Source organism: Nocardia sp. NPDC005998 (genome assembly GCF_040614395.1).
Lineage (GTDB): Bacteria > Actinomycetota > Actinomycetes > Mycobacteriales > Mycobacteriaceae > Nocardia.
In genome coordinates this window covers 25,134-44,557 of the sequence record NZ_JBEXUI010000025.1, presented here as the reverse complement: position 1 = coordinate 44,557, position 19,424 = coordinate 25,134, and the positions used below count along the sequence as shown (strand labels likewise).

Here is a 19,424-nt window from a genome sequence, read left to right as displayed (position 1 = left end):
GCGGCGTTCAGCGAACGCGGGTCGGCACGGTGTGTTCGCGCAGGAACTGCCGGATGACGGCGTTGACGGGTTCGGGGTGCGTCATCGTGACGGCCAAGCGCGCGCCCGCGATCTCGACGTAGGTGGATACGGCCAGCCTCCTGGCCAGTTGTTTGGCGCGGTCGCGGGTGATGCCGCTGTCGGTGGCGTGAATCACCAAGGCGGGGCAGGTGATTTCGGATAAGCGGTCCAGCACCGAGTCGCGGCCGAGCAGACAGCCCGCGGCGACCTCGATACCGCGGCGGTCGCGGGCCAGCCAGCGTTTGGTCCAGATCGAGCGGTACCACTCGTCATCGCCGATCAGCCAGTACGCGAGTTGTTCGACGGCCTCCTGCCGGGAGCAGTCGTCGTACCACTCATCCAGGAATTTCTGGGTCGCGGTGGACTGTTCGGGTGTCGGGCCGTGTGCCTCGGTGCTGATCAAGATCAGCGCGGAAACCCGCTCGGGTGCGATGAGCGCGGTGCGCAGCGCGGTGAACCCCCCTTGCGCGGTACCGCCGAATACCGCGCGTTCGGCGCCGAGATGGTCCAGCACGGTGAGGGCGTCGCGCGCAGCGGTCCAATAGGTGAACGGCAGCCCCTCGTCCCTGGTGCGGCCATGTCCACGCGCATCCCAGGACACGATGCGGAATTCCGGTGCGAGCGCGGCCATCTGGGATGCGAACATCGTTCGGTCCATAAAGAATTCGTGTGCGAGCAAGACCACCGGACCGTCGCCGCCGCTGTCCTCGTAGTGGATGTTGGCATCTATCGCGCGGGCGAAGGGCACGGCATGAGGATAACGAGCGGTGCGGGGGTGCGCGCGATGATTCAGCCGCTGACATCTACGCCTCGCTGGCACTCGGCTGCGATGCTGCTGTGCCGATGGTTCGCTCGCTACGCACCCTTACTAAACTGAATGGGTGGCAGAAACCCAGAGACCGGTCCTCGTCGTCGACTTCGGCGCCCAGTACGCCCAGCTGATCGCCCGGCGGGTCCGTGAATCGAGTGTGTTCTCGGAGGTGATCCCGCATAGCACCACGGTGGACGAGATCGCCGAGAAGCAGCCGCTCGCGGTGATTCTGTCCGGCGGACCGTCCAGTGTGTATGCCGAGGGCGCGCCGCAATTGGATGCGCGGCTGTTCGATCTGGGCATTCCGGTATTCGGCATCTGCTACGGCTTCCAGGCCATGGCGCAGGCGCTCGGCGGCACCGTCGCGCACACCGGCACCCGCGAATACGGCCGCACCGAGCTCAGTATCGACGGCGGTGTGCTGCACGGTGGCCTGCCGACCAAACAGCCGGTGTGGATGAGCCACGGCGACGCGGTCACCGATGCGCCCGAGGGCTTCGAGGTCACCGGTACCAGCGCGGGTGCACCGGTCGCCGCGTTCGAGGATCGGGCCCGCAAGCTGGCCGGCGTGCAGTACCACCCCGAGGTGCTGCACTCGCCGCACGGCCAGCAGGTGCTCAGCCGCTTCCTGCACGACCTCGCCGGAATCCCGGCCACCTGGACCCCGGCCAATATCGCCGATTCGCTGATCGCCACGGTGCGCGAGCAGATCGGCGACGGTCATGCCATCTGTGCGCTGTCGGGCGGTGTGGACAGCGCGGTCGCCGCCGCGCTGGTGCAGCGTGCCATCGGTGACCGGTTGACCTGTGTGTTCGTCGATCACGGCCTGTTGCGCGCCGGGGAGCGCGAGCAGGTGCAGCAGGACTTCGTCGCCGCGACCGGCGCCAAACTGGTGACCGTCGACGCGGTCGACAAATTCCTCGGTGAGCTGAAGGGCATCACCGATCCGGAGGAGAAGCGCAAGATCATCGGGCGGGAGTTCATCCGGTCGTTCGAGGATGCGGTCTCCGAGGTAGTCGTCGCCGACGGCGCGGCATCGGATTCCGGTCCGGCCGTCGAGTTTCTCGTGCAGGGCACGCTGTACCCGGATGTCGTCGAGTCCGGCGGCGGCTCGGGTACCGCGAATATCAAGAGCCACCACAATGTCGGCGGTCTGCCCGACGACCTGGAGTTCGAACTCGTCGAGCCGCTGCGGCTGCTGTTCAAGGACGAGGTGCGCGCGGTCGGTCGCGAACTCGGGCTGCCCGAGGAAATCATTGCCCGCCAGCCGTTCCCGGGCCCTGGCCTGGCCATCCGCATCGTCGGCGAGGTCACCGCGGACCGGCTGGACACGCTGCGGCAGGCCGATGCCATCGCGCGCGAGGAACTGACCGCCGCCGGTCTGGACGGCCAGATCTGGCAGTGCCCGGTGGTGTTGCTCGCGGATGTGCGCAGCGTCGGCGTGCAGGGTGACGGCCGCACCTACGGTCATCCGATCGTGCTGCGCCCGGTCTCCAGCGAGGACGCCATGACCGCGGACTGGACCCGTCTGCCCTACGACGTGCTCGAGCGGATCTCCACCCGCATCACCAATGAGGTGGCGGAGGTCAACCGGGTGGTCCTGGACGTGACGAGCAAGCCGCCGGGCACCATCGAATGGGAGTGACCCGCGATCTGGGCTGATCGAGGGGATTTCGGGAGTACCGTCAGCCGGGTAGACCAGTTTTCAGGGGGTCCGGATGGCAGCGAAGAAGCCGCTCTGCACACTCAACGCGGTCGTCGAGGCCCCGTGTGGGGTGGTGGCCGCGCTGCTCACCTCGGTCAGCGCGGGTCCGGTCGGTCTGGACAACGCCTTCTTCCTCGCTGATGGTCCGGATTCCGAGATGCGGCTGCGCGGCGGCCCGAACGAATTCCGGGCCGCGATCGCGGGTGATCCCAATGGGATTCGGGTCGAGGTGGATCGGGCACAGGCCATGCTCGCGGTCGAGGGGCAGTGGTGGTTTCGCGCCGAATGCCGAGTGTTGCCGCATCCGAAGGGATCTCGGATGATCCAGCAGGTGTTCAATGTCGCCACCACCGGGCGGTGGATGGTGCCGATGATCGCGCGCGGTGTCGAGGGGAAGCAGCGGCTGAGTATGCAGCGGTTGCTGGACCGGATCAGCGAACATCTGAGCTGCTCGGCCTATTTGGAGTAGGCGCATCGCTGGCGTCGTGCCGCGCAGCGCTGTTCGGTCCCGGTCGGCTGGCGGTGCCGCCGAGGATGAACTGCCCGAGTAGCAAACCGCCGCCGAGGTAACTGCGGCTCGGTGTCAGTGGCATGAACCGGCCCAGCGGAATTCCGAGATGATCGGTCGGTTGATCGTCGATGTCGAACTGTTCCATGGGCATTGGCGTGCTCCTGCGCCGGAAAGAAAATGGCCCGTCGGGAGACGGGCCATTTGTGTCGGTTCATTCGGTTGTCGATCAGCGCGGTTTGCGTGGGGAGATGACCAGCAGGATGCCGACCACGATGGCGGAGATCACGACGACCCAGCCGAGCGAGACGACGCCGCTGGCGGTCGTGGTCGGGCCGGTGAAGGCCCAGATGCTGACGCCGAGGGCGAGCAGGCCGACGATCAGCAGCGAGACCGACGGCCCACGCTTGGTCGTGTTGTTATCGGTCGGGTCAGCCACGGTGCACCTCCGCATTGCCGGTCCGGACATGGACCTTCAGGTCGAGCACCGGTGTGCCGTCGGCGTGCGGGCCGGTGATCCCGGTCGGGCAGTGGACATCTCCCAGATTGACGGTGCAGTCGGTGTGCACCGCCATACCCTCGGGCAGCAGGATCTTGGCATCGCCGAGCTGGACCGCGACCTCGACGGCGCGGTTCTCGGTCAGCTTCAGCGATCGCAGATCCAAAACGCCTGTCCCCACGGTCAACTCGTACCTCGGGGCCAGGTCGGTCATCGAGGTCGGCGTCCAGGTGCGATCGCCGATGGTGGCGCTGTCGAATTCGATCGGGCCGATCATCGAGGCCAACACCACGAATCCGGCGAGCGGCGCGGTCAGTACCAGCAGGCCGTAACCGCGGCGCAGGAAGGCGCCGACCACCAGACCGAGGCCGATCACCGCCAGCGCCACCGCGCCGATGCGCCCCGGTGTCATCCAGTCCGCACCCGAGGCGGCCAGTGCGCCCGCACCTGCCGCGGCCAGGATGGCCAGGCCGAGCACCACCGCGGTCAGTCGGGAGCGGGGGCGCTTGGGCGGGAGTGCGACGACAGTGGTGGTCGGGGTGGGTTCGGGGAGGTCCCAAGCGAGTGGGGCGACGCCGAGCGGATCCCAGGAAGGTGGGGTTACGGCGGTCGTTGTCGGCTTCGCGACAGCCGCGACCGGGGGCCGGGATGTGCTTGTGCCGGAAGCGGATTCGGATTGCGACGAGCCGCCGCCGGTACTCATGGTGGGGGTGTCGGTATTGCTTGCGTTCGGCGTGGCGACAGCCTTATCGAGAGGCAGGCTGTCTCCTGGCGCGTTGGACGTCGTGCCCGGCGCTGCGGAGGCGGCGGTTCCGATCGGTGTTGTGCCGTTGTCGGGCCGAGTGGTCTCGATGTCGCTTCGGGACGTGGTTTCCGTGTCGCCGCTATCGAGTAACACCGCGTCTTTGCTCAGCAAGACGGTCTCGGCATCAGAGGGCGCAGCGCCAGCATCGGTCGGCGTACTGCCCTTTTCGATCAGTTCGGTTACGGCATCATCTTCATCGGCGTCGTGCAATAGGAGCGTGTCCGGATCTGCCTGCTGCGGCGGTGCCTCCTGGACCGGATGGTCCGGAACATAGGCGTCCGGCAACTTCGTGTACGGCGTGTACATGCTGGTCGGCGGGACATCGGGCGAGTAGAAGTCGCCGGGCCCCGTGCGCTGCGGGAATACGGCCCCGGGATAACCGGTCGCGGTGAGACCGCCATCGAAGGCGCCGAGCGAACTGGTGCCGGGCGGCGGCTGCGGATTGCGCATATGCAGCATCCACCAACCGGCCAGCATCAGCGCCATGCTGATCAGGCCCGAGCCCGCGAGTCCGACGCCGACCGGTCCCATGGTGCTGACCGCAATGGCGAGCGCCACAAGCAAGACGATGGTCTTGGTCTGCGACTGGGAGCTGTGCCCCTTGCCGAACAGCGATTCGGCCGCGGACGACTGATCACCCGCCTCGCTCAGCAGCAGCCAGGCGAGCAGGTACAACACGATGCCCGCACCGCCGAAGATCGTCGACACCACCAGCGCGACCCGGATGAGCACTGGATCGATGCCGTACCGCTGCCCGAATCCGGCCGCGACGCCTGCGATCGGACCTTGCCGCGGCAACCGGACGGGCCGCGTCTGCCACATCTGGTGAAGCTGATCGCCGAAGGTCGTTTTCGTCATATTTCCCATGGTGGGGCTGACCAGCACTTCGGCGCATCGGGGGGAACCCTGAGAAAAACTCTGATCTCTTTGTACCAAGCGGTCTGTTGTTCAGTTGCGGGTGGGCGATAGGGGAGTTGGGGGAGGTAGCGCCGCGGTGTTGAGTGGGACGTTTTCCGGCCCGGAAGAAACGTATGGCGCTGGGCTGTGCGCTGCCGCGGCCATTGATCGGTGGGCGAGCCCAAAAGCGCTGGTAGACATGCCTGGTGGCAATTCTCCGGTCCGGCGGTGCACGGGTCGGCGGCGGATCCGTCGGTTGCCGGCCCAGTGCGTCGCAAGATGCCTGAGCTCGACATAAGAACGGCAGTTCAGCGTGGCTTTCCTGTCCGGACCGGACAGGAATCGGGCGGCCTCACCACGTCTGAGAACGCCGTAGCGTTCTGCTGACATCGAACAACTCGGGAGAAACAAGTGACACGCACCAGGTTCGTCCTCAGCGCTTGCGTCGCCACGGCATTGGCGAGTAGCGCCTTCACCAGCACTTCGGCATCCGCTGATGTGCTCCCCAACCTGACCGGCCCCGCGGTTCCAGCGATTGCCGACCTCAACGGCGACGGCTACACCGATGTCGTATTCAGCGATTTCGTGCTCGGGTTCGGAGTGTCTGTTTTCCTGGGAAGGCCCGGCGGAGGCTTCGAGCCCGCCGTCCGCTACGCCACCGGCGGTCAGGCGGACTACGTCGCCATCGCGGACTTCGACCACGACGGCAAGCTCGATATGGCCGTCACCAACTTCACCACCAGCGACGTCTCCGTACTGATGGGCAATGGCGACGGCACTTTCGCCAAGGCCGTCAACTATGCGACGGATCTGGCTCCCGGGGCGGTCGTCGTCGGCGACTTCGACCACGACGGCAACCCGGACTTGGCCACCTCCAACCAGGCCCCGTCATGGTCGGTGCTCATGGGCAATGGCGATGGCACTTTCCGTGCGGCATACACCCTCTCCAGCAACCTGGGCGTCGGCTCCGGGTCCGCCGACGTCGCGGACTTCGATGGGGATGGCAACCTCGACCTGCTGCGCGGCAACTACGTCAACAGCACCATCCAGATCTACCGCGGCCGCGGTGACGGCACCTTCGCCGCCCCGACCACGTTCAGCGAGGGTGCCCTGACCGCCTGGTACGGCATGACGCGCGACATCAACGCCGACGGCAAGCCCGACATCCTCTTCTCCAACCTGGTCGCAGGCACCGTATCCACACTGTTCAACAATGGTGACGGCACCTTCGGCGCGCCCACGGCATATCAAACCGGCGGTCTGCTCCCACAGTGCTTCGACCTCGCCGACCTCAACGGCGACGGCTTGCTCGACATGGTGGTTGCCAACGGCGGCACCTCCAGCATCAGCGTGCTGCTCGGCACCGGCAACGGCACCTTCGGTCCGCCGCACACGTACCCCTCCGGCGGGCTGGTGCCCCTGTCCACCCCGATCCTCGCCGACTTCAACGGCGACGGAAAGATCGACACGGTCATCGGCAACACCGGCACGGGCAATATCACCCTGCGCTACGGCAACGGCGACGGCACCTTCGGCCCCGCTATCGACTACTCGGCCTGATCGACCGCTACGGTCCACCGATAGATCAGGGTGATTCCTGATGGTCGGGTGTCGGTGGCCGTGCCAGTATCGAAGACATGTACCCGTCCATGCCCGCGTTCGATGCTGCCCGAGGGGATGACCCCCGCAGTGCCGCGTGGGGCGGTGGGCCGGGTTCGGGCGTCGCGCCCGGGTTTGCCCCGGGGTCCGGGCGCGGCTTCGGCCCCGCGCCGGTGCTGCTGTACACCGAGCCGCCGTATCCCAGGATGGTGCGGCGCTCGGGTGGCCGGATCGTGGGCGGTGTGGCCGGTGGTATCGCCGATCACCTCGGGCTCGACGTCTTCAAGGTGCGGATAGCGTTCGTCCTGCTGTCCGCGCTGGCGGGGGCCGGGATCGTCGGCTACGGGATGCTGTGGATCTTCACCCCGGGCGGCCACGATGCGGCGAAGCCGACCGGTCGGGAGCGCCGGCAGGCGATCGGGCTGGCCCTGCTCGGCATCGGGCTCGCGGTCGGGGTGTCGTGGTTGCTGAGCGGAACCGCGGCGAAGGTGATCGTGCCGATCGTCGTGGTGGCGGTCGGTGCGGCGCTGGTGTGGCGCGAGTACGACACCGACGGCCCGCGGTCGCTGCTCGGGCTGCCCGCGCGTCCCTCGGTGGTGACCTGGTCGCGCATCGTCGCCGGTATCACGATGATCGTGCTCGGCCTCGGTGTGGTCGTGCTGGCCAGGATCGATCTGAGCTCACTCGGTTCTGCGCTGCTCGCGGTGGCGGTCACCTTGATCGGTGCCGGTCTGTTGACGGTGCCGCTGTGGCTGCGCATGATGCGGGCGCTGAACGCCGAGCGCTCCGCCCGCATCCGCAATGAGGAACGCGAGGAAATCGCGTCCCACCTGCATGATTCGGTGTTGCAGACGCTGGCGCTGATCCAGCGTCAGGCCGACGACCCGCAAGAGGTGGCCCGGCTGGCGCGCAGTCAGGAGCGGGAACTGCGCCGCTGGCTCTTCGAGGATTCCGGTCCGGCACAGTCGAGTCTGGCCGCCGCGCTGCGTACGATCGCGGGCGAGGTGGAGGACCAGCACGGCGTGAAGGTGACCCCGGTGACCGTCGGTGATGTCACGATGGCCGGTGACGACAGTGGATCCGGTCTGCCGAAGGAGCATTTCACCGCACTGCTCGGCGCGAGCCGCGAGGCGCTGGTGAATGCCGCCAAACACGCGGGCGTTCCGGAGATCGATCTGTTCGCCGAGGCGGAACCACATCAGGTGAGCGTCTTCGTGCGCGATCGCGGGGCCGGATTCGATATCGCGGCGGTGCCGCAGGATCGGCAGGGCGTCGCGAAATCCATCCGCGCGAGGATCGAGCGGCGCGGCGGTTCGGTGGAAATTCTTTCCACGCCGGGCCGAGGCACCGAGGTGCGGATCATCATGCCGCGCACCGATTCCGGTGATCAGGATCGGATCGACGATGCGCAGGCGCCGGTCGGCGACGAACAGCGTGACGGGGCACGACAGACGGTTCACAACGGTCGATGATCGTGGCTGTCGAACGGCGCTGCGTACTGATGACGTTCGGTTGCTGCGCGGGTTTCAGATCTGTTGTGAGCCGATGATGTCGCATCGGCGGAACTCGGGACCGGCGGCGATTCGGATATTCGGGTGCCGGCACAGCGCGTCCGGTCCGGTTGGCGGGCAGCGCATTCGAGGCACTGCATTCGGGCGCTGGGGTGGTAGTGGCCCGGATGGCGACAGATGCGATCGCAGTTGTGGTACCGATGAAGTGCGGACGGCCTGCGGGCGGTTCGTGCGTCAGGGTGGTCGATCCACCGAGGATGAGGAGAAGTAGGTGGCCGTGCGGGTCTTTCTCGTCGATGATCACGCCGTATTCCGCTCGGGTGTGCGGGCGGAGCTGAGCCGGGAAACCGATATGGAGGTGGTCGGGGAGGCCGGTGGGGTGGCCGAGGCGGTCGCCGGGATCAATGCGGCGCGGCCGGATGTGGTGCTGCTCGATGTGCACATGCCCGACGGTGGTGGGGTCGCGGTGCTGTCCGGTATCGATGACGGTCCGGTGTGCTTGGCACTGAGCGTCTCCGACGCCGCCGAGGATGTGATCGCGGTGATCCGGGCGGGCGCGCGCGGCTATGTCACCAAGACCATCTCGGGATCCGAACTGGCCGATGGCATTCGGCGGGTTGCGGGTGGCGATGCGGTATTCAGCCCGCGGCTGGCCGGATTCGTGCTGGACTCGTTCACCGGAAAGTCACCGGTGCCGGAGCCGCCGCTGGATCCCGAACTGGATTCGCTCACCCCGCGCGAACTGGAGGTGCTGCGCCTGCTGGCCCGCGGCTACACCTACCGGGAAATCGCCGAAAACCTCTACATCTCGGTGAAAACCGTGGAAACCCACGCCTCGAACGTCCTGCGCAAAACCCAGCAGTCCAACCGCAACGCCCTGACCCGCTGGGCCCACCGCCGCCGCATCGACTGACCAGCCCTGCCTCTCGGACAAGCACCATGCGCTCACCCCGGTGAACATCTGCACCAGCGCATTCTCAGCCGCGTCCCGCACGGGGCGGGGCGGTTACATCAGGGCGATGATGACGGCGATGATGAGGACCAAGCCGATCAGGAGGCCGATGGCGATGGCCAGGGGGGCGTTGCTCGGCTCTTTTGGTTTGGGGCGCTGGGGGGTGGGCGCGGTGGGGGCGGGGGTGTTGCGGTGTGGGCGGGGGAGGGGGGTCGAGTGGGGGCTGCGGAGGCCCGAGGCCGAATTGCGGGCGGCCCAGGCCGGGATGGTGCCGTCCTCGGTGCGTACGGGGGCGCCGAGAATATAGGGGCCGGTGCCGGGACCGAATGCGGCGGTGAGGATTTCGTCGCGCGCCTCGGCCATTGTCGGCCTGCGCTGCGGTGCAGGTTCCATCATGTGCAGCAGCGCATTGGTGAGCATGCCGCTGCGGCTGGGCGGGATGATCTGGGCCATGGCCGCGCGGTAGACCACGGCATCGGTGTCATCGTCCATACCGAACGGCGGTTGCCCCTCGATCGCGGTGTACAGCGTTGCGCCGAGGGAGAACACATCGCTCGCCGTGGTCGGCTGTGCGCCGCGCGCCACCTCGGGAGGCAGGTAGGCGGGTGTGCCGGTGATCATGCCGTCCGGTTCATCGGAGTTGTCGGTCGCACCGCGGGAGATGCCGAAGTCGCTGAGCTTGGCCAAGCCGACGCCGGGGCCGCGGTCGGCGACGAGAATATTGCCCGGTTTGATATCGCGGTGCACGATGCCCGCGGCGTGCGCGGCCGCCAACGCGTCGGCGACCTGCGCCCCGATCTGTGCGACCTCGACCGGCGGCAGGGTGCCCGCCAGCGCCAATGCCCTTGCGACACTTCGTGATGGCAGATGTTCCATCACCAGCCACGGCTCGCCCGCCTCCAGCACCACGTCGTACACCGCGATGGCGTGCTCATGTGAGAGCTTGGCCGCGACCCGGCCCTCGTGCATGATCCGATTGCGGATCTCGGTGGCCTCGGCCTCGGGGAGTTCGGCGGTGGAGAGCACCTGTTTGATCGCGACGTCCCGGTTGAGCAGGCGATCGTGTGCGAGCCAGACCGCACCCATGCCGCCGCCACCCAGCTTCGACTGCAGACGGTAGCGGCCAGCGACAAGATATTCGGGGCCGACTATGGGACGAGCGCGTTCGGTCACGGGTGCAGGGTATCGGAAAATGGGGTTAACTGGCCTGATTCGAGACCGACACCCTATTGCGCAAGTAGCCGATCCGGGTGCATGCCGTCCACCATGCCGATGAAGGGTGGGTGGATGCTGTAGCCGAGCATGCGCCGGATTTCCGGGGATACCGCGCGCACCGTATCGCGACTCGTCGAGAGGGTGAACGCCTCCTGCGTGCGCAACCACGGCTCGCAGTACTGCGCGGTGGCGGCCAGGCGCGAGCGCGCCGAGCGGTTCGCGCCACCGCCGTGCCAGAGGGTGCCGAGGAAGAAGACACACGATCCGGCGGGCATGACGCCGGGCACGCGCAGGTCGTCCTGCTGCGGTGTCCGACCGTCCGGCCAGCGGTGGCTGCCCGGGATCAGCATGGTCGCGCCGTTCTCGGCGGTGAATTCATCGATCGCCCAGATGGTGGCTGCCGACAATGCCTTTCGCGGTCGCGGCACCGGATAGAAGCCGTCGTCGGGATGCAGGAGTTGGGCATTCTCGCCGGGGGCGATATTGATGATCTGTAACTGTGACAGCAGGTAATTGGGCAGTAGGAGTCGATCCAGGAGAGCCAGTACGCGGGGATGGTCGACCAGCCGATCGATCATGCGCGTCTTGCCGAGCACACTGTAGAGCCGCTGAGTGTGGTGTCCCTCGAACGCATTTCGCCCGTTCGGGCCCAGGAGGGGCAGCAGTTCGGTCCGCAGGGCGGCACATTGCGTCGGGTCGAGCAGCCCCTCGAGGATGACGTAGCCGTCACGGTCGAGGGCGGCGAGATCGGCGTCCACCTGTGCGGCGGGGATATCGCGCAGTGCGTGCACCGCGCGATGGGTTCGGGACAGGTCGCCGGTCAGATCCTCGAGTCGTTCGACCTCGGGCTGGATATTGCTCATCGCTGTTCTTCCCTTCCCGCGCCGGTTGCTCCGGCCACGAATTCCCAGACTTGATCGGCGACGACGGCACGGTCCGGTCGCGGGCTGCGGGTGAGCGCCACCGCCACGGCCATGTGCACGCCGCCGAGAACGGCCGCGACGAGCAACTCCGGGTCGCGATCCGCGGGCACCGCGCCCTGGCGCTGGCCCTGAGCCATATTCCGGATGCCGACCTCGATCGCCTGCTGCAATCGCTGGCGTTCCACACCCGCCGCTTCGGCATCGCCGAAGCGGCCGAGTGCTACGGGGGCGAGCGGATCGTCATAGAGGAAGTTCACCCAGGCCACGACGCGCGCGTGTTCGCGTTCGCGCCAATCCTTTCCGGCGAACTCCGCATAGGTGACGTGCTCGCCGAGGCGGTCGTAGAAGTCGGTGATAACGGCGGTGAGCAGGCCGCTGCGTGAGCCGAAGTATCGGTAGGGCAGCCCGACGCTGACCCCGGCGCGGCGGGCGACGGCCGCCACCTCGAGTTCCCCGGTTTCGCTCAGCTCCGCATGCGCCGCCTCCAGCAGTCGTCTGCGTGCGGTCGCCCCCCGTCGCGACAATTCTTGGTCGGTCATGACTCCGCCTCGCTGGCGCTCGGCTCCGTCATGACCGACATGTCGGCTGTATTGATGGTCGCTCGCTCATATCTCCGATAGTAAGTTGAGTTCAACTCAAAAACAACGGCATCGTTGCGAACCGGTCGGGGTCGGTGCGCGGACTTGACGGAATTCGGGGGTGGGTTTCTACTGAGCGGGTATCGAACGTATATTCGATATCGATCGATAGCTGGATCGGTGCTGACTCCTTGATCGTGAAGGTTCGCTCCGTGTGCTTCGCCTCGGGTCCATCGTGGAAGTAGGTGGTTGTGATGGGTTCGGATGAGGATTCAGGGGCGGGGAGACGGCGGGAAGTTATGCCGCCGAGGGATAGACCGACATTGGATGAGCTGCGCCGACGGATGGCGGCGATACCCGGGCGCGGGGAAGCGGCGGCCGAGCGGATGCCTCGTGCCGTCGAATTGCGCCGGGAAGCGCTGGCCGTGCCGGCCGCCCTTGCCGAGCTGTTGCCCGAAGGCGGTCTGGCCAAGGGTTCGGTCGTGGCCTACTCGGGTGCGAATTCACTGCTGGTGGGGCTGCTGGCCGCGGTGACCGAGGGCGGTGGACATGCCGCGGTGGTCGGGGTACCCCGGCTCGGGCTGCTCGCCGCGGTCGAGATGGGCGCGCAGCTGCAACGCCTCGCCGTCGTCGCCGATCCCGGCCCGGATCCGGTGGAGGTGGCCGCGGTACTGCTCGACGGTCTCGATCTGGTGGTGCTCGGTCTCGGCGGTGCCGCCGTGGCCCCGTCGCGCACCCGTGTCATCGCCGCCCGCGCCCGCAGCAAGGGCGCCACCCTGGTGGTCACCGACGGGCGCTGGCCCAACCCGTCCCTGCGCCTGGACACCCGCGTCGCCGGATACGGCGGCCTCGGCGCCGGTCGCGGTCGGCTCCGCTCGGTGCGCCTGGAGGTCGCGGTCCGCGGCAAGGCGGGACCGCCATGCCATGGCCGAATCGAACTGCGGCCCAATGCGAGTCGCGTGGAGTGGGTGTCGCTGGAAACGGTCGCATCGGTGCGCGAAGAAGCGGTAGAGGCGCGCGGTGCGGCCTCATGAACGAGGTGGCATCCGCTGCATGCGGTGCGGCACCGTGATTCGGATGGCTGCGCGATGCCGATCGGTATCGGCGCGGTGCTCGCGGGAGTAGGGCGGTGATTCAGCCGAGTCGGGTGCGCGGTGGTGCGCGGGTGCTGGCGCTGTGGTGCCAGGACTGGGGGGCGGTTACGGCGGCGGCGGTGGCGCGGGTGCCCGCGACGCGGCCGGTGGCGGTGCTGTTCGGCAATAAGGTCGTGGAGTGTTCGGCCATTGCCAGGGCCGAGGGGGTGCGGTGCGGGCTGACCAGGCGGGAGGCGCAGTCGCGGTGTCCGAATGTATATGTCGCGCAGGCGGACCCGGATCGGGATGCGCGGCTGTTCGAGCCGGTGGTCGCAGCCATCGATGCGACGGTGCCGGGGGTGGAGGTGCTGCGTCCGGGGCTGCTCGTGCTCGGGGCGCGGGGTGCGGCCCGATATTTCGGGTCCGAGGAGGCGGCGGCCGAGCGGCTCGTCGACGCGGCGGCCGCGGTGGGGGTGGAGGCGCAGATCGGCATTGCCGATGAGTTGTCGACGGCGGTGATCGCGGCGCGGTTCGCCGTGATTGTGCCGACCGGTGCGGGTGCGCGGTTCCTGGCGCCGCTGTCGGTGCGGGAACTCGCGCTCGAACCCAGCCTGGCCGCACCGGAGCGCAGTGATCTGGTGGATCTGCTGCACCGCTTGGGATTGCGGCGCATCGGTGATTTCGCGGCGCTGACCTCGACCGAGGTCACCTCGCGCTTCGGCGCGGACGCCGTGCTGGCGCACCGCTGCGCCAGGGCCGTGCCGGAGCGCCCGCCGTCCGCGCGCCGTCCGCCGCCGGAGCTGGCGGTGCAGTACCGCTGTGATCCGCCGATCGATCGGGTCGATGCCGCCGCCTTCGCGGGCCGCCTGCTCGCCACCCAATTGCACGAGGCGCTGTCGCGTGCCTCGATGGCCTGCACTCGGTTATCGGTATCCGCGGAAACCGAGGCGGGTGAACAACTTTCGCGCATCTGGCGGTGCGCGGAACCGCTGACCCCGGAGGGCACCGCGGATCGGGTGCGCTGGCAGCTGGACGGCTGGCTGACCCGCCGCGACCGCCCCACCGCACCGATCACCCTGCTGCGGCTGGAACCCGTCGAAGTCGTTGCGGCGGGCGCACTTCAGCTCGGTCTGTGGGGCGGTGTCGGCGAGGAGGACGAGCGGGCCCGCCGCGCCCTGATCCGGGTGCAGGGCCTGCTCGGCGGCGAGGCGGTCCGGGTCGGCGTGCTCAGCGGCGGGCGCGGACCCGTTGAACGCATCACCATGGTCGCACTCGGCGACGAGCCGGTTCCGGCCGCCGATCCGGCCCTGCCCTGGCCCGGCCGCCTGCCCCGCCCCGCGCCCACGGTGATCCTGGTGAACCGCCCGGTGGTGTATCTGGAGGCCGCCGATGGAGCCCCGGTGCAGGTCACCGAACGCGGCCTGTTCACCGCCGACCCGGCCCTGCTGCGCTGGGGCAGCAAACAATGGCGACTCGCGGGCTGGGCGGGTCCGTGGCCGGTGGACGAACACTGGTGGATGCCGGAATCCGACACCCTTTCCGCCGGAATCGCCGCCCGCATCCAGGTTCAGCTCGCCGGTGAACCGGCCGATGTCCGCGTGCTACTGCTCATCTACAACGACCAGACCTGGCGTGCGGAGGGGCTCTACGACTGACGGCGCTGCCCGCAGCAGTTACGGGCGCGACCACACCAGCGCCAGCGTGAACGGATGTCCGCGCAGCTCGGCCCATTTCGGCTTGGCCGCGATCCACGCGTCATCCACCAGCGCCTCGGCCATTTCGGTGAGCACCCACCCGGCCGCCGATGCCGCCGATATCTGCTCGCTGATCAAGTGCAGATGTGTGCTGATCGCCACCGGTTCCCCCGCCTCGGGCGTGTAGTGCGTCGGCATACCGGTCACCATCATGAATTGCGGGTGATAGCTGACTGTCACGCACATGCCGCCCGGCGCGGTCAGCCGCCAGGCCTCGGCGTAATAGGGCGCGAGGTCGTCCAGGTGCTCATCGATCAGCGAGGAGATCACCAAATCGTATGCGCCACCGGCCAATCCGGTATCGCGCACATCCGCCTCGGTGAGCGTGGTGTGCACCCCGCGCGCGCGGGCCCGCGCGAGCATCCCCGCACTCACGTCGACGCCATCGATCCGCTGAATTCCCCGCTCCCGCAACCAAGCTCCGGTGCGACCGGTCCCGCAGCCCAGATCGGCGGCGCGCCGCACTCCGCTCCAGTCCGGGTGGTGCAGCCGATCCAGCAGTGCGAGATCCATCTCGTCCATGACGGTCTGCTCATACGTCGGGGCCCACCCGTCATATCCCGCGGCGACATCAACGGTGCGATAGTTGCGGCGATCGAAGTCCGCGAAGGAGGGCATGTCCGCAGTATTGCCGTGATCCATCCGCATCCGCCAGGCGATTTCGGTGGGGTGCTCGGTGATTGCGAAACAGGTGGGACTGGTGGGGCGGATGGGGAGTGATGCGTGTGACAAGTCCGGGGTGGTCGCATGACGACGCCGGTAACCTCGGAAATCGTGGATCTCACGGTGACCAGGGCTGCGTTCGACGGCGTGCAGATCGCCTATCGGGATTCCGCGGTCGGCGCTGGCACGCCGGTCGTGTTGGTGCACGGCATGGGCGGGGACGGGCATACCTGGGATCGGTTCGCGCACACATTGGTGCGGTCCGGGCGGCGGGTCATCATTCCCGATCTGCGCGGACACGGGCGTAGTGCGCATACCGAGTCGTATCTGTTCGCCGAATTCGGCGCCGACGTGCTGAACCTGTGTGACCGGCTCGGATTGGATTCGGTGGATCTGGTCGGGCATTCGCTGGGTGGTTATGCGGTCTCCTGTGTCGCGCAGGAGCGGCCCGAGTTGGTGCGGCGGCTGGTCATCGAGGAGTGTCCGATGCCGCTGCGCTCGGGCGATGAAGAGGTGAGGCTGACCCGTCGCTTTCCGACGATTCCGGAACTCTGGCACGCCACCACCAGCCTGATCCGGCATCCGCGCGCGGTGCTGGCCTTCGATCGCTCGATGACGCGGACCGCGCTCGAGCAGTTCCGCAAACCGAATCCGGAGTGGTGGGATCGGCTCTCCGATATCACCGCGCCCACCCTGGTGCTGCGCGGCGGGCCCGGCGGCATGGTCGATCCGGAAAAGTTGGCGACCATGCGCACCGCCATCCAGAACTGCGCGGTGGCGGCCTTCAGTTGCGGTCACAGCATTCACCGCGACCGCTACCGCGAATTCGAGGCCACCGTTCTGCCATTCCTCGCCGCGTACTGAGCCGCACCCTGGTCCCGGCGTTCCGACTCACAATCGACGTGGATTTCGCCGTGCGTGGCGCGGTTCCGGGGTGGCGGATTCTAGAGTGAAGCGATGTCCGTGCTAGACCGTCCGGTTCTGTTTCTCGCCGACGAGCAGTCGTTCCGTGACCTTCTCGTCGACAACCACGCCTCGGTGGACGGGGTCTGGCTGTGCTTCGCCAAAAAGGGCACCGAACGCAACCAACAGCGGGCCGACGTCGGCTATTTGCTCGCCGACGTCGGGAAACCCGAGACCAGGGCGCGGCGCATCGCGAAGTTGCGGTTCGCCGACGGACAGACGTTGGACTGATGGCCGGATTCGAAGGAATGTTGTGCTCGGCGGCGGCCGCAGTCGATGTGCCCCTGCCCGGCACGGCAACTCGGGTGACGGGGTGGCTGTGCGTCGAGCAGCCGGGTGCGTGGGGGCGGGATGTGATCGGTGACGAGGTGCTCGGCCGGGAGATCACCGCCGAACTCGCCGCCCGCACGTCCGCGGCGAAGGTGCGCCCGACGCTGATCCGGCGACCCGGCCGCAGCGAATTCACCGGCACCCGAACGGTTTTGCTCGCCAGTTCGGGTGCACAGGCCTCCTGGTGTGAGCGCTTCGAGATCACCGATCTGAAGCAGCTGCTCGAGCTGGACCTGCGACTGTTGAACGGACCGCCGCCGGGAATCGGCGCGCCCGTGCGTGATCCGTTGATACTGGTCTGCGCGCACGGGAAACGCGATCAATGCTGTGCGCTGTTCGGCCGCCCGATCGCCGCGAATCTGGCCGCGGACTATCCGGACCAGGTCTGGGAGTGCTCGCATACCGGCGGCCATCGTTTCGCTCCGGCCATGGTGCTGCTGCCCTCTGGTCTGACCTATGGCCGTGTCGATACCGCGGCCGCCATCGCGGCGGTCGAGGCCGCGCGCCGCGGCACCGTCTCGCTGGCCGGTCTGCGCGGTCGCAGCGGGCATGGGCCGGTCGAGCAGGTCGCCGAAATCGCAGTACGCGAACAGGTTTCGGCGGGCGTCGGTGATCTCACCGTGGGACTCGAAACCGACTCCACCGCAACCGATCCCACCCTCGCCGGGGTCGCGGTGGTAACCCATCGCGACGGCCGCCGTTGGCGCGTGACGGTTCGTACCGTCGGATTGCCGCCGCGCCAGGCCAGTTGCGGTGCCGCCCCGAAACCGGTCACCGCGCTCGTCGCCGACCGGATCCAGCCTTTGACCACAGGCTGACTGCGTCTCCGGTTGAGAACGACGAACGGGACATGGCCGCGGCGGTCTTCGAAAGCCACCGCGGCCATATCCCGTTCGCGGCGACCTTTATCGCCCCCTGCGGGATGAAGGTCGCGGGATCACCAGTGGGTGCCGGGGACCCAGCGGGCGGCGCGGCGCACGGCGGTGCCGGTAACCCGGCGGGCGGTCGACAGCGGGCGCGGTGCACGCTGCGGAGTAGGGGACTGCGCGGGTTCGTCGTCCGCGGCATCCACCTGCTCGCCCTTGGCGGCGGGTGAATCGGGGAGGGCGCGGTAGTAGCGGTGCAGGATGCGGTCGCGAATCTTCGGGGTGAGCAGCGCGCCGTATTCGGCGAAGGTGCCCAGCGGTACGTCGATGCGCTTGGGCCGTTCGGTCAGCGCGCGCACGATGGTGGCCGCCGCCCATTCGGGCGATTCCGATGGTCCCTGATCACCGCTCGGTGCGATCATCGGGGTGCGCACCAGCGGCATGTGGATGGTGGTGAAGGTGACGCCGTCGGCCATGGTTTCGACCGCGGCGACCTCGGTGAACTTGTCCAGCGCCGCCTTGCTCGCGAGATAGGCGGAATAGCGCGGGGTTGCCACCTGCACGCCGGCACTGCTGATATTGACGATGTGGCCGAACTTGCGCTCGCGCATCTGCGGCAGCAGCGCCAGTGTCAATCGCAGTGCGCCGAAGTAATTGACCGCCATGGTGCGTTCGAAATCGTGCAGCCGGTCGGTGGAGCGGTGGATGGCGCGGCGGATGGAGCGGCCCGCATTGTTCACCAGCATGTCGACGTGGCCGTGTTCGTCCAGGATGGTCTGGACGGTGCGGTCGACGGAATCGGAATCGGTTACGTCACAGTGGTATCCGTAGGCGGTGCCGCCCTCGGCCCGGATCTCCTCGACCACGGCCGCGAGTTGGTCGGCGCGCCGGGCGAGCAGGAAGACGATGGCGCCCTTATCCGCGACGGCCAGCGCGGCGGCCCGGCCGATGCCGGAGGATGCGCCGGTGATGAGCACATGCCGCCCCGTGAGGTCGCGGTTGCGCCGGATCTGCCCGCGCAGGTGGGTGTCGTCAGCGGAAGCTCGGGTCATCGCTGCTCCTTTGCAGGTCGAGTTGGCATGAACTTACTCTGAAGTAAGTTTACCTGCCAAGTGCGGTTCGTCACGTCGAGCGTTCGAACCGGGGGCGCGCCGAGGTGTTCGAGCCGGCCTCGAATCTATCGAACATATGTGCGATACTCTGCGCATGGCGGACGATCGGATGGCGGAAATCTTTGCCGCGGTGCGGCTCTCCGGCAGTGATCCGGAGGCGGCGCGGCGAATGCTGGAGGGATTGTGGGACGAGCTCGGCGACGGTGGAGATCCGTTGCAGCGCTGTGTGATTGCGCATCACCTTGCCGATCTGCAGAATGCGGCCGAAGATGCGCTGCGCTGGGATCAGCGCGCGCTGGCCGCGGTATTCGGCCCCGGCGTTCCGCTCGATGAGGGGCTACGCGGATTCCTGCCCTCGCTCTACCTGAACCTCGCCGACAGTCATCGTCGCGTGGGTGACTTCGATGTGGCCTATATGCAGTTGACCATCGCGCGGGGCCATCTCGATGTCCTTGCCAACGACGCCTATGGCGCCGTGATCCGCTCGAGCCTGGACAAGGTCGAGGCCGCGCTGGCCGGGAAGTCGACGGAGCCGCTCCCGGTCGCCTGATTCGGCGGGTGTCCGCACCTCCCTCGCAATTCGAATGTATGTTCGACTAT

At 67.7% G+C, this 19,424-nt stretch carries 19 protein-coding genes; 11 read left to right on the top strand and 8 right to left on the bottom strand.

Annotation, left to right across the window (positions count from 1 at the left end):
* Window positions 1–7: 7 nt before the first annotated feature.
* Window positions 8–808, bottom strand: a complete 801-nt coding sequence (locus ABZ293_RS27935; RefSeq protein WP_355185394.1) for an alpha/beta fold hydrolase — start codon at window positions 806–808, stop codon at window positions 8–10.
* 133 nt (window positions 809–941) lie between these two features.
* Here ABZ293_RS27935 and guaA point away from each other — a divergent pair, with 133 nt between their 5' ends.
* Together guaA and ABZ293_RS27925 are read left to right on the top strand one after the other, a co-directional pair.
* The gene (gene guaA, locus ABZ293_RS27930) at window positions 942–2,516 is read left to right on the top strand and encodes a glutamine-hydrolyzing GMP synthase (RefSeq protein ID WP_355185392.1); all 1,575 of its coding nucleotides are present in this window, start codon (window positions 942–944) and stop codon (window positions 2,514–2,516) included.
* A 73-nt stretch (window positions 2,517–2,589) separates the two neighbouring features.
* On the top strand, window positions 2,590–3,045 hold the full coding sequence (locus ABZ293_RS27925; RefSeq protein WP_355185390.1) for a hypothetical protein: 456 nt from the start codon (window positions 2,590–2,592) through the stop codon (window positions 3,043–3,045).
* Window positions 3,046–3,313: 268 nt separating this feature from the next.
* Here ABZ293_RS27925 and ABZ293_RS27920 read toward each other — a convergent pair whose 3' ends face one another.
* Window positions 3,314–3,523: a hypothetical protein gene (locus ABZ293_RS27920; protein WP_354951666.1), complete on the bottom strand. Its 210-nt coding sequence runs from the start codon at window positions 3,521–3,523 to the stop codon at window positions 3,314–3,316.
* Window positions 3,516–5,255: a PspC domain-containing protein gene (locus tag ABZ293_RS27915; protein WP_355185522.1), complete on the bottom strand. Its 1,740-nt coding sequence runs from the start codon at window positions 5,253–5,255 to the stop codon at window positions 3,516–3,518. The genes ABZ293_RS27920 and ABZ293_RS27915 overlap by 8 nt, the downstream gene beginning before the upstream one ends.
* A 441-nt stretch (window positions 5,256–5,696) precedes the next feature.
* Between ABZ293_RS27915 and ABZ293_RS27910 the strand changes: the two genes are divergently transcribed.
* The 3 genes from ABZ293_RS27910 to ABZ293_RS27900 all read left to right on the top strand — a co-directional run bounded on the left by ABZ293_RS27910 (window position 5,697) and on the right by ABZ293_RS27900 (window position 9,308).
* The gene (locus ABZ293_RS27910; RefSeq protein ID WP_355185388.1) at window positions 5,697–6,845 is read left to right on the top strand and encodes a VCBS repeat-containing protein; all 1,149 of its coding nucleotides are present in this window, start codon (window positions 5,697–5,699) and stop codon (window positions 6,843–6,845) included.
* A 245-nt stretch (window positions 6,846–7,090) separates the two neighbouring features.
* Complete coding sequence (locus ABZ293_RS27905) at window positions 7,091–8,356, top strand: PspC domain-containing protein (protein ID WP_355185520.1); 1,266 nt, start codon at window positions 7,091–7,093, stop codon at window positions 8,354–8,356.
* Window positions 8,357–8,672: 316 nt separating this feature from the next.
* Window positions 8,673–9,308 (top strand): response regulator transcription factor, encoded by a 636-nt coding sequence (locus ABZ293_RS27900; RefSeq protein ID WP_354951859.1) that lies wholly within the window; start codon window positions 8,673–8,675, stop codon window positions 9,306–9,308.
* Window positions 9,309–9,401: 93 nt separating this feature from the next.
* Here ABZ293_RS27900 and ABZ293_RS27895 read toward each other — a convergent pair whose 3' ends face one another.
* From ABZ293_RS27895 to ABZ293_RS27885, 3 genes are read right to left on the bottom strand one after another with little or no spacing between them, the layout of a single operon-like run.
* Window positions 9,402–10,520, bottom strand: coding sequence for a serine/threonine-protein kinase (locus ABZ293_RS27895; protein WP_354951631.1), 1,119 nt, complete (start codon window positions 10,518–10,520; stop codon window positions 9,402–9,404).
* Between the two features lie 53 nt (window positions 10,521–10,573).
* Window positions 10,574–11,425: a phytanoyl-CoA dioxygenase family protein gene (locus ABZ293_RS27890; protein ID WP_355185386.1), complete on the bottom strand. Its 852-nt coding sequence runs from the start codon at window positions 11,423–11,425 to the stop codon at window positions 10,574–10,576.
* Window positions 11,422–12,024 (bottom strand): TetR/AcrR family transcriptional regulator, encoded by a 603-nt coding sequence (locus ABZ293_RS27885; protein ID WP_354951627.1) that lies wholly within the window; start codon window positions 12,022–12,024, stop codon window positions 11,422–11,424. Before ABZ293_RS27885 ends, ABZ293_RS27890 begins: the two co-directional genes overlap by 4 nt.
* A 338-nt stretch (window positions 12,025–12,362) precedes the next feature.
* On the opposite strand from ABZ293_RS27885, the gene ABZ293_RS27880 reads away from it, so the two are divergent.
* Both ABZ293_RS27880 and ABZ293_RS27875 read left to right on the top strand, forming a co-directional pair.
* Window positions 12,363–13,097 (top strand): hypothetical protein, encoded by a 735-nt coding sequence (locus ABZ293_RS27880; protein WP_355185384.1) that lies wholly within the window; start codon window positions 12,363–12,365, stop codon window positions 13,095–13,097.
* A gap of 95 nt (window positions 13,098–13,192) precedes the next feature.
* Window positions 13,193–14,791, top strand: coding sequence for a DNA polymerase Y family protein (locus ABZ293_RS27875; RefSeq protein ID WP_355185382.1), 1,599 nt, complete (start codon window positions 13,193–13,195; stop codon window positions 14,789–14,791).
* Window positions 14,792–14,809: 18 nt separating this feature from the next.
* On the opposite strand, the gene ABZ293_RS27870 is transcribed toward ABZ293_RS27875, so the two are convergent.
* The gene (locus ABZ293_RS27870) at window positions 14,810–15,508 is read right to left on the bottom strand and encodes a class I SAM-dependent methyltransferase (RefSeq protein ID WP_355185381.1); all 699 of its coding nucleotides are present in this window, start codon (window positions 15,506–15,508) and stop codon (window positions 14,810–14,812) included.
* Between the two features lie 129 nt (window positions 15,509–15,637).
* Between ABZ293_RS27870 and ABZ293_RS27865 the strand changes: the two genes are divergently transcribed.
* The 3 genes from ABZ293_RS27865 (at window position 15,638) to ABZ293_RS27855 (ending at window position 17,664) form a co-directional block, all read left to right on the top strand.
* A complete protein-coding gene (locus ABZ293_RS27865) occupies window positions 15,638–16,417 on the top strand; it encodes an alpha/beta hydrolase (protein WP_355185379.1) in 780 nt (259 codons plus the stop codon).
* A gap of 93 nt (window positions 16,418–16,510) precedes the next feature.
* Window positions 16,511–16,747, top strand: a complete 237-nt coding sequence (locus tag ABZ293_RS27860; protein WP_355185377.1) for a hypothetical protein — start codon at window positions 16,511–16,513, stop codon at window positions 16,745–16,747.
* The gene (locus ABZ293_RS27855; protein WP_355185375.1) at window positions 16,747–17,664 is read left to right on the top strand and encodes a sucrase ferredoxin; all 918 of its coding nucleotides are present in this window, start codon (window positions 16,747–16,749) and stop codon (window positions 17,662–17,664) included. Before ABZ293_RS27860 ends, ABZ293_RS27855 begins: the two co-directional genes overlap by 1 nt.
* Window positions 17,665–17,783: 119 nt before the next feature.
* Here ABZ293_RS27855 and ABZ293_RS27850 read toward each other — a convergent pair whose 3' ends face one another.
* Complete coding sequence (locus ABZ293_RS27850; RefSeq protein WP_355185373.1) at window positions 17,784–18,764, bottom strand: SDR family NAD(P)-dependent oxidoreductase; 981 nt, start codon at window positions 18,762–18,764, stop codon at window positions 17,784–17,786.
* Window positions 18,765–18,918: 154 nt separating this feature from the next.
* Between ABZ293_RS27850 and ABZ293_RS27845 the strand changes: the two genes are divergently transcribed.
* Window positions 18,919–19,374, top strand: coding sequence for a hypothetical protein (locus tag ABZ293_RS27845; RefSeq protein WP_355185372.1), 456 nt, complete (start codon window positions 18,919–18,921; stop codon window positions 19,372–19,374).
* The last annotated feature ends 50 nt before the right edge of the window (window positions 19,375–19,424 follow it).